This is a genomic window from Paracoccus sp. PAMC 22219 (genome assembly GCF_000787695.1).
In the GTDB taxonomy this organism is placed as follows: Bacteria; Pseudomonadota; Alphaproteobacteria; order Rhodobacterales; family Rhodobacteraceae; genus Paracoccus.
Genome location: NZ_BBPH01000084.1, coordinates 1 through 12,307, shown reverse-complemented (window position 1 = coordinate 12,307; position 12,307 = coordinate 1). Strand labels below are relative to the sequence as shown.

Genomic DNA, 12,307 nt, shown 5'->3' with positions numbered 1-12,307 from the left:
GGCGACGGGCATCCTGACACGCCAACCTGACGCAAAGCTGACATCGGCGTGATTATTCGGTGGGCAGGTCCGGCGGGGACAGCGCCTGCTGCCAGCGCGCGATCAGGCGGGCGCGGCGCGACTGGTCCAGATAGGCCAGCAGGCCGGGGCTGATCGCCACCGGGCGCAGCTGCGCGCCAAGCGCCGGGGGCATGCCGCCCGCGCCCGACGACACCTCCAGGCTGACGGCGGGCAGGCGCAGTTCCTCGGCCAGGATGGTCTGCCCCTCGCGCGACATTAGGAAGGCCAGAAAGGCCGCGCCGAGGTCCGGCCGCGCCGCCGCGCGCGGCACCAGCGCCACGCGCGACACGACCACGGTGAAATCGCGCGGCAGCAGCAGGCCCACGTCCGGCTCCTGCCGCGCCCAGTCCGCGGCATAGGAGCCGAGGATGTTGTATCCCACCGCCAGCCGCCCGTCGGCCACCCGCTCCAGGATCTCGCGCGAGGTCGCGAATTGCTGGACGCCCGCGCGGCCCATCGCCTGCCCCAGGTTCCAGATGTCAAAGAAATGCTCCTGGTCGCGGGCCAGGAACAGATAGCCCACTCCCGACAGCGCGATGTCATAGGTGCCGATGCGCCCCTGCACCGCCGCCCCGCCATGGTCCAGCCAGTCCAGCAGCTCGAACCGGGTCGCGGGCGGCTGGCGGTCGCGGAAGCTGGGCTTGTGATAGACAAGGACCGCGGGCTCGAACGTGATGGCATAGGCGGTGTCGCGCCAGTTCGCCCATCGGGGCCAGTCCTCGGATGACGGGGTGGGCACCGCCTGCGCATAACCGTCATTGGCCAGCTTGATCTGCAGGTCCATCGCCGACGAGAACGCCAGATCCGCCGTGGTGGTGCCCGCATCCGTCTCATCGGTGATGCGCGAAAAGATCTGGCCGGTCAGCAGGTCCTGATATTCGACGGCAATATCGGGGTTCAGCGCCTGGAACCCCTCGATCAGGGGGCGGGCCAGATCCTCGTCCAGCGACATGTAGAGGCGCAGCGGCTGGTCCTGCGCTCCGGACGGCGCGGGAAAGCGCACGGTGTCCGCGCGCGCGGCCCCTGCCGCGACCGTCAGGATCAGCGCAAGGCGCAACAGGCGGGGAATCATGCGCGGCAGCATGGCGCATCGTGGCACCCCCCGCCCCGCCGGACAAGCGGCCCGCGCGCCCTTGCCTGCCCGGCCCGCGCCGCCCTAAGATCGGCGCTGGGGGGACGGTCAATGCGCATTCTGCTGGTCGAGGACAACGCGGCGCTGGCCGACGGGCTGGTGCAGCTGCTGGCCGGGGCCGGGCACGCGGTCGATCACGTCGACGATGGCGCCTCGGCCGAGGCGCTGATCGCGGCGGAACGGTTCGACCTGGTGATCCTGGACCTGAACCTGCCGCAGATGGACGGGCTGGAGGTGCTGAAACGCATGCGCACCCGCCGCGACCCGGCCGCGGTGATGATCCTGACCGCCCGCGGCACCCCTGAGGAACGCGTCCGCGGCCTGGACCTGGGCGCCGACGACTATATGGTCAAGCCGTTCGAGATCACCGAGTTCGAGGCCCGCGTCCGGTCCCTGCTGCGCCGCCAGGCGGGCCTGCGCGCGGCCGAGGTGACGATCGGCGGCGTCATGCTGGACCTGACCGCCCGACGCTTCCTGGCCGAGGGGCAGCCGATGGACCTGCCCGCCCGCGAACATGCGCTGCTGGAACTGCTGTTCATGCGCGCCGGCAAGGTCGTTCCCAAGGAGACCATCATGCAATCCATGACCTCGCTGGAGGACACGCTGTCGGACAATGCGATCGAACAATATGCCAGCCGCCTGCGCCGCAGGCTGGCGCCCCACGGGGTGCATCTGCGCACCGCGCGGGGCATCGGCTATTACATCGACAAGGGCGTGTAGGGGCGATGGGATCGCTGCGCCGCCGCCTGCTGGCCTGGCTGCTGGCGGCCACGGCGGCCCTGGGCACGCTGGCCCTGGCCGACACCTGGTCCGAGGCCGTGTCCACCGCCCGTGCCGTGTCCGACCGCGTGCTGGCCGGATCGGCGCTGGCCATCGCCGAACGGGTGACGGTGGGGGACGGCGCGGCCTTGCAGGCCGACATCCCCTACTCCGCGCTGGAGATGCTGACCTCGACCGCGCAGGACAGCGTGTTCTATCGCGTGGACGGGCCGGGCGGGTTCATGACCGGATACGCGGACCTGCCGCTGGCCGAACCGGGCGCGGACGGCGCGGGCTATGCGGATGCCGATTTCGCGGGCGCACCGATCCGGGTCATCACGCTGGCCCGCACCGTGTCGACGGGCATCGAATCGATCCCCTTCCGGGTGACGGTCGCGGAATCCAAGCTGGCGCGGAACCAGCTGTCGCAGGCGATCCTGCTGCGGTCGGCCGCCAGGCTGGCGCTGATGATCTGCGGGGCGGCGGCGATCATCTGGATCGCGGTGCCGCTGGCGCTGCGTCCGCTGAACAGGCTGGGCGATGCGATCAGCGCGCGGCGCGCGGACGACCTGTCCCCCCTGCCCGCCGATGTCCCGCAAGAGGTCCAGGGCCTGGTCGAGGCGATGAATTCGTTCATGGCGCGGCTGGACACGGCGCTGTCGGCGCTGCGCAACTTCACCGGCAACGCAAGCCATCAGCTGCGCACGCCCCTGGCGGTGATCCGCACCCAGCTGACGCTGGCGCAGCGGGCAGGTGACACGCAGGCCACGCAATCGGCAGTGGCCAAGGGCGACGCGGCGCTGGCCGATGCCGAACGCATCCTGGCGCAACTGCTGCTGCTGGCGCGCGTCGATGCGGCGGCTGGCCATCCGATGGTCGCGCCGCTGGACGCCCACGAACTGGCCCGCGATCTGACCGGAGAGATGATTCCGCGCGCCGCCGGTGCCGGGATCGACCTGGGATACGACGGACAGCCCGTGACCATCCGCGCCGAACCCGTCCTGCTGGCCGAGGCGCTGAAGAACCTGATCGACAATGCGCTGGCCTATGCCGGCCAGGGGGCCGAGGTCACGGTCCGCGTGCAGCCGCAGGACGGCGTCGCGGTGATCTCGGTCGAGGATGACGGCCCCGGCATCGCGGCCCCGGCGATGGACCAGCTGACATCGCGCTTTACCCGCGGCGCGTCGGCCGAGGCGCGACCGGGCGGCAGCGGCCTGGGCCTGTCCATCGTGACAGAGATCGCGCAGCTGTTCGGCGGCACGCTGCGGCTGCGCGCGGGCGCGGACGGGCGCGGCCTGCGGGCCGAGCTGCACGTGCCCGTCGCGTGACAAACCGCGCGTCTTGCGCCCGCCCGGCCTTGCATCGCCCCGGCCCCGTCTGCAATATCCGCGCCATGGACGAACAGCGGATCCCCTTGGCGCGCATCATGCGCGTCCTGGTCCTGATGGCCAGCATCGTGCAGCTTTCGCTGTACGGGGCCACCGCACCTGCCTCGGTCGAGCTGGGGCCGCAATTCCTGCGCCTGACCGAGGAACAGCGGCTGTATTCCGACAGCCCCGCCCAGGTCGCCGTCCTGTCCTCCAAGGCGCATCCGGGCCCGCTGGCGAAATCGCCGCTGCCCGATGCCGATCCCTGGTTTCGCGCCACGACGGGTCCGGCCCCGGCGCAGACGGCGTCGCTGATCGCCGCGACCGATACCACGGTGCCCCTGGCGCAGGACAAGACCCGCCCTGCCCGCGCGCGCGGTCCCCCTTGGCGTGATGCGCCGCGACCGGCAGCCACGGCTGTCTGGTCCGACGGCCCCGTTCCGCCCGCCCCCGGCACCTGCCGTGCAGGCCGGGGCGTCACCAAAGGACCGCCGCCCGTCCGCGTCACGAACGCCACGGGACCGGCATGGATGAAAAGATCCTCACCATGACCTCACCGACCGTGAAATACGTCATCATGACCCTTGTCGCCGGCACCATGCTGCTGGGCGCGCTTGCTGCCGGGCTTGCCGGCTAGCCAGCGCCTTGCCGCTGTCACGCGGCCCCGGCATGATCCCCGACGGGGGGTCATGCCGTCACCTGACCCTGCCCAACCAGAGGACCACCCTTGATGACCAGCACCACCGCCATCGCGCAGCAGAACCTTCTTGTGCTGCTGGCGGTCCTGCCGTTTCTGGCGTCGCTTCTGCTGATCAGCGTGTCGGGCCGTGCGGCGGGTATTCTGGCGGGCGTCGCGATGCTGGCCGGGATCGCACTGCTGGCCGGGCTGGCCGGACCCGTGATGTCGGGCGACGTGCTGCGCGCATCCGTCGATTGGGTGCCGTCGGCGGGGCTGTCGCTGTCGCTGCGGATGGACGGGTTCGCCTGGATGTTCGCGACGCTGGTCATGGCCATCGGCCTGCTGGTCGTCGTCTATGCGCATGTCTACATGGCCGGCAAGGACCGCCTGCCGCGGTTCTTCGCGCTGATGATGGCATTCACCGGCGCGATGCAGGGCATCCTTCTGTCCGGCAACATCCTGATGCTGGTGGTGTTCTGGGAGCTGACATCCGTCGTGTCCTTCCTGCTGATCGGGTTCTGGCATCAGGGCCAGGCGGCCCGCGACGGGGCGCGCACCGCGCTGTTGATCACCGCGATGGGCGGGCTGTGCCTGCTGCTGGCGATGCTGATGCTGGGCCATGTCGTGGGTAGCCACGATCTGGACGTGGTGCTGGCCGCTGGGCCGCAGGTGCGCGACCACCCGCTGTATGGTGCGATCCTGGCGCTGTTCCTGCTGGGCGCGTTCACCAAGTCGGCGCAGGTGCCGTTCCATTTCTGGCTGCCCGGCGCGATGTCGGCGCCGACACCCGTGTCGGCCTTCCTGCACAGCGCCACGATGGTCAAGGCCGGGGTGTTCCTGCTGATCCGCTTTTCGCCCGTGCTGGGCGGGACCGAGGCGTGGTTCCTGGCCGTGACCGGCATCGGCATGGCCACCTTCCTGACCGGCGGGGTGATCGCGCTGTTCCGCCACGACCTGAAGGGTCTGCTGGCCTATTCCACGATCAGCCACCTGGGCCTGATCACCGCGCTGGCGGGCATCGGCAGCCAGGGCGCGATCCTGGCCGCGATCTTTCACATCTGCAACCATGCGGTCTTCAAGGCGTCGCTGTTCATGACCGCGGGCATCATCGACCACCAGACCGGCACCCGCGACATGCGCAAGCTGGGCGGCCTGTTCCGCCTGATGCCCTTTACCGGCGCGCTGGCGATCACCGCATCCGCGGCGATGGCGGGCGTGCCGCTGCTGAACGGGTTCCTCTCCAAGGAGATGTTCCTGGCCGAGGCCGTCGCCTGGCACAACGGCACCTGGCTGGATGACAGCCTGCCCTATCTGGCGGTCGTGGCCAGCGCGTTTTCGGCGGCCTATGCGATCCGCTTCATCGCGTCGGTATTCTTCGGCCCTATCCCAGACGCGCTCAAGGACCGCGTGTCCGAGGCGCCGGCCCTGCTGCGCCTGCCCGTCAGCCTGCTGGTCGGGGTGTGCCTGGCGGTGGGTATCCTGCCGGCGCTGGTCATCGGCCCGGTGATCAACGTGGCCGCCCGCGCCGTGCTGGGACAGGACGTGCCCTATTACGACATCGCCATCTGGCACGGGGTCAACGCGGCGCTGATGCTCAGCCTGATCTCGTTCGGGGTGGGCGCGCTGATCCATGCGATGACCCGGACCCGCATTCCCCTGGGCCCCGAGGCCCGCCCCTGCTGCACCGCCTGCGCGGACAGCGGGTCTTTGACCGCGTGATGCTGAAGGGGACATGGGTCCTGCCCCGCCGCGCGCTTGGACGGCTGGCGACCGAACGTCTGCAGCCGCAGCTGCGCCTGCTGGTCGCGCTGTCGCTGGTGCTGGCCATCGCGGCCATCGGCGCGCGCTTCCCTTGGGCGCCGCCCGCGCGGGTGACCGATTTCAGCCCGGCATTCGCGCTGATGTGGCTGATCGGCGGGGCCTGCGCGGTGGGTGCCGCGTGGCAGGCCAAGTACCACCGCTTTGCCGCCCTGGCGATGCTGGGCGGTGCGGGTCTGGTGACCTGCCTGACCTTCGCCTGGCTGTCCGCCCCCGACCTGGCCGTTACCCAGCTGCTGGTCGAGGTGGTGACCACGGTCCTGCTGCTGCTGGGCCTGCGCTGGCTGCCCCAACGCCGGGCGGGTCTGCCCGAGGACAACCTGGCATCCGCCCGCAGGCGCAGGATCCGCGACCTGGTAATGGCCGTCGCGGGCGGGTCGGGCATCGCGCTGGTCGCGCATTCGGTAATGACCCGGCCGCTGGTCCCGAACGTGGGCGACTGGTTCCTGGCCAACGCCTATTACGAAGGCGGCGGCACCAATGTCGTGAACGTCATTCTGGTCGATTTCCGCGCGTTCGACACCTTCGGCGAAATCGCCGTTCTGGCGATCGTGGGGCTGACCGTCTATTCGCTGCTGCGCCGGTTCCGCCCCGCCCCCGAAAGCGTCGACCAACCCAACCAGCAGCAGGCCACCAGCCAGCAGGCGCTGGACGATTACCTGATGGTGCCGTCGGTCATCATGCTGTGGATGTTCCCGGTGCTGATCATGGTCGCGGCCTATTTCTTCTTCCGCGGCCATGACCTGCCGGGCGGGGGCTTTGCCGCGGGCGTGACCATGGCCATTGCATTCCTGCTGCAATACCTGGCCACCAATGTCCGTTGGGTCGAGGCGCGGCTGACCATCCTGCCGATCCGCTGGATGGGCATCGGCCTGCTGATCGCGGCGGGCACCGGGATGGGGTCGTGGATCTTCGGCTATCCGTTCCTGTCGGCCCATGCGCGCTATGTCTCCATCCCGCTGATCGGCGACGTGCCGGCGGCCACCGCGATGCTGTTCGACCTGGGGGTGTTCGCGCTGGTCGTGGGCGCGACCGTGCTGATGCTGATCGCCATCGCCCACCAGTCGCTGCGCGCCGCCCGCCTGCGCGAACAGGACGACGCCGCCCCCGCCGCAAAGGAGATCCGCTGATGGAGATCGTACTGTCCCTGGCCATCGGCGTGCTGTCGGCATCGGGCATCTGGCTGATCCTGCGCCCGCGCAGCTTCCAGGTCATCGTGGGCCTGTGCCTGCTGTCCTATGCCGTGAACCTGTTCATCTTTTCCATGGGCCGCCTGACGCTGTCGGCACCCGCGATCATGCCCAAGGGAGGCTTCGTCGACCCGACCCGCTATGCGGACCCGCTGCCGCAGGCGCTGGTCCTGACCGCCATCGTCATCAGCTTTGCCACGACGGCGCTGTTCCTGGTCGTCATGATCGCCTCGCGCGGGTTCACCGGCACCGACCATGTCGATGGCCGCGAAAGAGAGCAGCCATGAGCCAGCACCTGATCATCGCCCCGATCCTGATCCCCTTTGTCGCGGGCGCGCTGATGCTGCTCTATGACGACCGCCAGCGGGCGGCGAAATTCTGGCTCAGCCTGATGTCGACCGCGCTGACGCTGGTGGTGGCGGTCGCCCTGCTGCTGCGCGCCAAGGCGGGGGCCGCCGAAGGGGCGGAGAACATCGGCTTTTACCTGCTGGGGGACTGGGCCGCGCCGATGGCGATCGTGCTGGTGCTGGACCACCTGGCGGCGATGATGCTGTTGCTGACATCGGTGCTGGCGCTGGCGTCGCTGGTCTATGCGCGCGCGTCCTGGCACCGGCAGGGGCAGCATTACTTCTCGCTGTTCCAGTTCCTGCTGGTGGGCCTGAACGGCGCGTTCCTGACCGGTGATCTGTTCAACCTGTTCGTGTTCTTCGAGGTGCTGCTGGCCGCGTCCTATGGCCTGCTGCTGCACGGGTCGGGGCAGGTGCGGGTCCGCGCGGGCCTGCATTACATTGCGATCAACCTGGCGGCCTCGCTGCTGCTGCTGCTAGGGATCAGCCTGATCTATGGCGTGACCGGCACGCTGAACATGGCGCATCTGGCCAGCATGATGCCCGACATCGACGCCGCCAACCGGCCCCTGCTGCAGATGGGGCTGGCGCTGATGGGGGTGGCCTTTCTGGTCAAGGCGGGCATCTGGCCTCTGTCCTTCTGGCTGCCCAACGCCTACATGGCCGCCGCCGCACCGGTGGGCGCGATGTTCGCGATCATGACCAAGGTCGGCATCTATGTGATCCTGCGCCTGACGATGCTGTTGTTCGCGGCGGGGTCCGGCGCATCGGCGGGTCTGGGCGCGGGCCTGCTGATCGGGCTGGGCATGGCCACTGTGGTCTTTGGCGTGCTGGGCGTGCTGGCGTCGCAAAGCCTGGGGCGGATCGCGGCGCATGCGGTGATCCTGTCGTCGGGCACGATGCTGGCCGTGATCGGGCTGGCGCTGGCGGGGGGCGGCGAATGGATGCTGGCGGGCGCCCTGCATTACATGGTCGCATCGACGCTGGCCGCCGGCGCGCTGTTCCTGATGGTCGAACCGATGTCGCGCGACGACGGCGGCATCGCCGCGATGCTGGCCCTGACGGCCGAAATCTATGGCGCCAAGGCCAACCCGCCGGTCGAGGACGAGGGCCCCGACGGCCCCGCCATCGCCGCGGGTCCGGCCCTGCTGGCGGCATGCTTTGCGCTGTGCCTTCTGGCGCTGGCGGGGCTGCCGCCGATGCCCGGCTTCATCGGCAAGCTGACGATGATCCAGGGCGTGTTCGACACCGCCGCCACCAGCCCCTGGCTGAGCTGGAGCTTTGTCGCCCTGCTGCTGGTGTCGGGTTTCGCCACGCTGATCGGGCTGGCACGGATCGGCATCCAGACCTTCTGGGCCAATGACGACCGCGATTCCCCCGTCATGGCGATGGAGATCGCCCCGATCATGGCCCTGATTGCAGTGCTGGCCGTCATCAGCATCGAATCAGAGGCGGTGCTGCGCTATACCGACCGCACGGCGCAGGCGCTGCACCAGACCTCGCGCTATGCCCAGGGCGTGCTGGCAGCCCCCCGCGCCGATGAACAGCCGACCCCCCCCGAGGATGACCGATGATGACCCGGCTTGTACCCTATCCCGTTCAGTCCGGCCTGCTGACGATCCTGTGGATGGTGATGACGCGGTTCTCGCTTGGTCACCTGCTGCTGGGGGGCGCGCTGGCGTTGCTGGCGGGGTGGGCGATGTCGTCGCTGCATCCCGAACGGGCCACGCCGCGCAACTGGCGCGTGGTGCCGCGGCTGATCGCCACGCTGTTCGGCGACATCGTCCGGTCGAACATCCGCGTGGCCCGGCTGATCCTGACCGAAGGGCGGTCAGACCGCCGGTCGGCGTTCCTGGAGGTGCCGCTACAACTGCGCAGCCCGACGGGGCTTGCGGTGCTGGCGATCATCCTGACCGCCACGCCGGGGACCGCCTGGATCGAATATTCCCACGACCGCCAGTCGCTTGTCCTGCATGTCTTCGACGGGGCAGAGACCGACCATTACCTGGGTGTCATCCGCGACGTGTATGAGCCCATGCTGCAGGAGATCTTTGAATGAGCGGCACGATCCTGACATTCGCCATCGGCTATGCCCAGGTCGTCCTGGGGCTGGCGGGCTGCCTGGCGGGCGTGCGCATCCTGCGCGGGCCGCGCGCCCAGGACAGGGTGCTGGCCCTTGACACGCTGTACATCGCGGTGATGCTGCTGTTCCTTGTCACCGGGATGCGGCTTGGATCACTGTACCTGTTCGAAGCCGCGATGGTCATCGCCGTGATGGGGTTCGTAGCCTCCATCGCGCTGGCCAAGTTCCTGTTCCGAGGAGAAGTGATCGAATGAGCCCGCTTGACGATGTTCCCCTGTGGCTGGCCCTGCCGGTGGCGGGGCTGGTGATGCTGGGCTCGACGCTGACCCTGATCGGGGCCTGGGGGTTCTTGCGGCTGGACAGCTTTTACGACCGGCTGCACGCGCCGACCCTGGCCTCCAGCTGGGGCACGGGCGGGGTGATCCTGGCATCCGCCCTGCTGGCCAGCTTTCAGCAGGGACGCCCGATCCTGCACGAACTGATGGTGGGCCTGGGGATCATGACCACGGTTCCCGTCACGCTGATGCTGCTGGGCCGCGCCGCCCTGCACCGCGACCGGGCCGAGGGCAAGCTGCCCCCGGCCCCAGACCGCGACGACGGACCGGGTAAAGACGAATGACCCAGATCCCCGACCGCAACGTCGCGCCGCGCCCTGCGCCGCGCCCGCTGGTCACCGACCTGTCGGCGGCGCGGTGGCTGCTGCTGGCGATTCTTGCGGCATCGATCTATTTCTTTCACGGCTTCCTGATCCCGGTCCTGGCCGCGACGATCATCTGCGTGGCCAGCTGGCGCATCCGCGAACGCATCGCGCAACGGACCGGCCCGACCTGGGCCGCGACGCTGCTTGTGCTGGCGATCCTGTGCATCCTAGTCGTGCCGCTGCTGATGGCGCTGACCTATGCGGCGGCCGAACTGCGCGTCTGGATCCTGTGGGCGGGCAACGTGAACGCCATGGGCGAGGCCACGCCCCCCTGGATCGCCGACATTCCCCGCGTGGGGCCGTGGCTGGACCAGCAATGGGGCACCTATATCGGCCAGCCCGGCGCGATCAGCCAGCTGGTCCAGGCGGTCACAGGGTCAAACATCTATTCCGTCTATCGCGGCATCCTGACGGCGGGATCAACCGCGTTCCACGTCATGCTGAACCTGCTGTTCACGCTGATCGCGCTGTTCGTGTTCTATCGCGACGGCGAACGCATCGTGGCCCAGCTGGACCGCGTGGGCGCGCGCATCCTGCCGGGACGCTGGTCGCACATGTCGCGCGTGGTCCCCGCCACGATCAGCGCCACGGTCACCGGCATGACCCTGATCGCCATCGGCGAAGGGGTGATCCTGGGCACCGCCTATTGGCTGGCGGGGGTGCCGTCGCCGGTGTTCTTCGGTGTCGTGACCGGGTTCATGGCACTGATCCCGGGCGGGGCGCCGCTGTCCTTCACGCTGATCTCGGCCTATCTGGTGTTCAGCGGATCGCCGGTCGCGGGGGCGGCGCTGTTCGTCTGGGGCACGGTCGAACTGTTCGTCGTCGACAAGACCATCCGCCCCGTACTGATCGGCGGCCCGGTCAAGCTGCCGTTCCTGGCGACGTTCTTCGGGTTGATCGGCGGGATCAAGACGATGGGCCTGGTGGGCCTGTTCGTGGGCCCGGTGCTGATGGCGCTCTTGATGTCGATCTGGCGGGAATGGCAGCGCGACGTGTCGCTGCCCACCGTTCCCGCCCCCGGTCCCGTCGACCCCTAGTCCTGCGCCCGCAGGACCTGCGCGGGTCGCGCGGCCAGCGGGCGCCACGCAAAGGCCAGACCCGCGACGACGGTGGCCAGGATGCCGCCCGCCACGATGGGCAGGGCGGAACCCAGGTCGAACCGATAGGGCACGTCCATCACGAACCGGCTGACCGCCCAGCCCGCCAGCCCGCCGCCCAACAGCGCGACCAGCCCCGCCGCGGCCCCCATCAGCGCCGACCGCAAGGCGAAGCTGCCCAGGATCAGCGCCCGCGACGCGCCAAGCGTCTTGAGGACCGCGGCCTCGTACACGCGCGCCCGTTCGCCCGCCGCTGCCGCCCCGATCAGCACGACGAACCCCGTGACCAGCGTGGCCCCCGCGGCCCAGGCCACCGCCGCCGCGATCCCCGCCAGCGCGTCGGACGCGCGCGCGATCGCCTCGGCCACGGGGACGGCGGTGATGTTCGGGAAACGGTTGCCCAGATCGCGCAGAATCTGCGCCTCGGCCGCCGGATCGGCGTGGACGGTGGCGATATGGGTGTGCGGCGCCCCCGCCAGCGCGGTGGAGTTCAGTGCCATGACGAAACCGATGCCCGCATCGCTGAAATCGACCACGCGCAGGTTGGCGATGGTCGCGGTGATGTCGCGGCCCAGGATGTTGACGGTGACCGTGTCGCCCAGGTCCAGGCCGATCTCTGTCGCGATCTCGTCGGACAGGCTGACCAGCGGGGGGCCTGCATAATCCTCGGGCCACCATTCGCCGCGGGTGATCTGCGTACCGGGCGGCGGGGTGGCGGCATAGGTGATGCCCCGGTCGCCGCGCAGCACCCAGTGATCGCCCGCGACATCTCGCGCGGGGCGGCCGTTCAGACCGGTGACGATGCCGCGCAGCATCGGCGCGGTCTGGACGTCGCCCACCAACGGATCGTCCCGCAAGCGGGTCAGGAACGGGTCCAGCTGATCGGGCTGGATGTCCAGAAAGAAATAGCTGGGCGCCCGTTCGGGCAGTTCGGTCGCGATGGCCTGACGCAGGTTCGACGACACCTGCCCCACCGCCGCCAGCACCGTCAGGCCAAGACCCAGGGACAGGATCACCGACAGCGCCTCGGTCCGCGGCCCGCCGATGGCCGCCAAGGCCAGCCGCAACGCGGGCC

11 protein-coding genes and 1 pseudogene are annotated in these 12,307 nt (G+C 69.5%); 10 read left to right on the top strand and 2 right to left on the bottom strand.

The features are described from left to right. Positions 1–52: 52 nt before the first annotated feature. Complete coding sequence (locus tag TY51_RS10250) at positions 53–1,144, bottom strand: ABC transporter substrate-binding protein (RefSeq protein ID WP_156117973.1); 1,092 nt, start codon at positions 1,142–1,144, stop codon at positions 53–55. A 99-nt stretch (positions 1,145–1,243) separates the two neighbouring features. On the opposite strand from TY51_RS10250, the gene TY51_RS10245 reads away from it, so the two are divergent. The 10 genes and pseudogenes from TY51_RS10245 to TY51_RS10200 all read left to right on the top strand — a co-directional run bounded on the left by TY51_RS10245 (position 1,244) and on the right by TY51_RS10200 (position 11,172). After that, complete coding sequence (locus tag TY51_RS10245) at positions 1,244–1,912, top strand: response regulator transcription factor (protein ID WP_042249201.1); 669 nt, start codon at positions 1,244–1,246, stop codon at positions 1,910–1,912. A 5-nt stretch (positions 1,913–1,917) separates the two neighbouring features. Then, the gene (locus tag TY51_RS10240) at positions 1,918–3,279 is read left to right on the top strand and encodes a sensor histidine kinase (protein ID WP_042249198.1); all 1,362 of its coding nucleotides are present in this window, start codon (positions 1,918–1,920) and stop codon (positions 3,277–3,279) included. 65 nt (positions 3,280–3,344) lie between these two features. Beyond that, positions 3,345–3,869 (top strand): hypothetical protein, encoded by a 525-nt coding sequence (locus TY51_RS10235; RefSeq protein ID WP_042249196.1) that lies wholly within the window; start codon positions 3,345–3,347, stop codon positions 3,867–3,869. Between the two features lie 197 nt (positions 3,870–4,066). Then, positions 4,067–6,945 (top strand): annotated as a pseudogene (locus TY51_RS10230) (monovalent cation/H+ antiporter subunit A). Continuing rightward, positions 6,945–7,292 (top strand): Na+/H+ antiporter subunit C, encoded by a 348-nt coding sequence (locus TY51_RS10225; protein WP_042249193.1) that lies wholly within the window; start codon positions 6,945–6,947, stop codon positions 7,290–7,292. Before TY51_RS10230 ends, TY51_RS10225 begins: the two are co-directional and overlap by 1 nt. Continuing rightward, positions 7,289–8,926, top strand: a complete 1,638-nt coding sequence (locus TY51_RS10220) for a monovalent cation/H+ antiporter subunit D (protein WP_042249191.1) — start codon at positions 7,289–7,291, stop codon at positions 8,924–8,926. The genes TY51_RS10225 and TY51_RS10220 overlap by 4 nt, the downstream gene beginning before the upstream one ends. Beyond that, entirely contained in the window at positions 8,923–9,411 is a 489-nt protein-coding gene (locus TY51_RS10215; protein WP_231558998.1) for a Na+/H+ antiporter subunit E, read from the top strand. The genes TY51_RS10220 and TY51_RS10215 overlap by 4 nt, the downstream gene beginning before the upstream one ends. Next, entirely contained in the window at positions 9,408–9,689 is a 282-nt protein-coding gene (locus TY51_RS10210) for a K+/H+ antiporter subunit F (RefSeq protein ID WP_042249189.1), read from the top strand. The genes TY51_RS10215 and TY51_RS10210 overlap by 4 nt, the downstream gene beginning before the upstream one ends. Next, on the top strand, positions 9,686–10,054 hold the full coding sequence (gene mnhG / locus TY51_RS10205) for a monovalent cation/H(+) antiporter subunit G (protein WP_042249187.1): 369 nt from the start codon (positions 9,686–9,688) through the stop codon (positions 10,052–10,054). Before TY51_RS10210 ends, mnhG begins: the two co-directional genes overlap by 4 nt. Continuing rightward, the gene (locus tag TY51_RS10200) at positions 10,051–11,172 is read left to right on the top strand and encodes an AI-2E family transporter (protein WP_042249184.1); all 1,122 of its coding nucleotides are present in this window, start codon (positions 10,051–10,053) and stop codon (positions 11,170–11,172) included. Before mnhG ends, TY51_RS10200 begins: the two co-directional genes overlap by 4 nt. On the opposite strand, the gene TY51_RS10195 is transcribed toward TY51_RS10200, so the two are convergent. Beyond that, on the bottom strand, positions 11,169–12,307 hold a 1,139-nt coding region (locus TY51_RS10195; protein ID WP_042249181.1), incomplete at its 5' end, for an ABC transporter permease. The two genes, TY51_RS10200 and TY51_RS10195, sit on opposite strands and share 4 nt — an antisense overlap.

Bases quoted from the DNA above. Each gene is read 5' to 3' on its own strand.
- TY51_RS10240 (WP_042249198.1), top strand. From the start codon at position 1,918: ATGGGATCGCTGCGCCGCCGCCTGCTGGCCTGGCTGCTGGCGGCCACG.
- TY51_RS10210 (WP_042249189.1), top strand. From the start codon at position 9,408: ATGAGCGGCACGATCCTGACATTCGCCATCGGCTATGCCCAGGTCGTC.
- mnhG (WP_042249187.1), top strand. From the start codon at position 9,686: ATGAGCCCGCTTGACGATGTTCCCCTGTGGCTGGCCCTGCCGGTGGCG.
- TY51_RS10200 (WP_042249184.1), top strand. From the start codon at position 10,051: ATGACCCAGATCCCCGACCGCAACGTCGCGCCGCGCCCTGCGCCGCGC.
- TY51_RS10215 (WP_231558998.1), top strand. From the start codon at position 8,923: ATGATGACCCGGCTTGTACCCTATCCCGTTCAGTCCGGCCTGCTGACG.
- TY51_RS10220 (WP_042249191.1), top strand. From the start codon at position 7,289: ATGAGCCAGCACCTGATCATCGCCCCGATCCTGATCCCCTTTGTCGCG.
- TY51_RS10245 (WP_042249201.1), top strand. From the start codon at position 1,244: ATGCGCATTCTGCTGGTCGAGGACAACGCGGCGCTGGCCGACGGGCTG.
- TY51_RS10235 (WP_042249196.1), top strand. From the start codon at position 3,345: ATGGACGAACAGCGGATCCCCTTGGCGCGCATCATGCGCGTCCTGGTC.
- TY51_RS10250 (WP_156117973.1), bottom strand. From the start codon at position 1,144: ATGCTGCCGCGCATGATTCCCCGCCTGTTGCGCCTTGCGCTGATCCTG.
- TY51_RS10225 (WP_042249193.1), top strand. From the start codon at position 6,945: ATGGAGATCGTACTGTCCCTGGCCATCGGCGTGCTGTCGGCATCGGGC.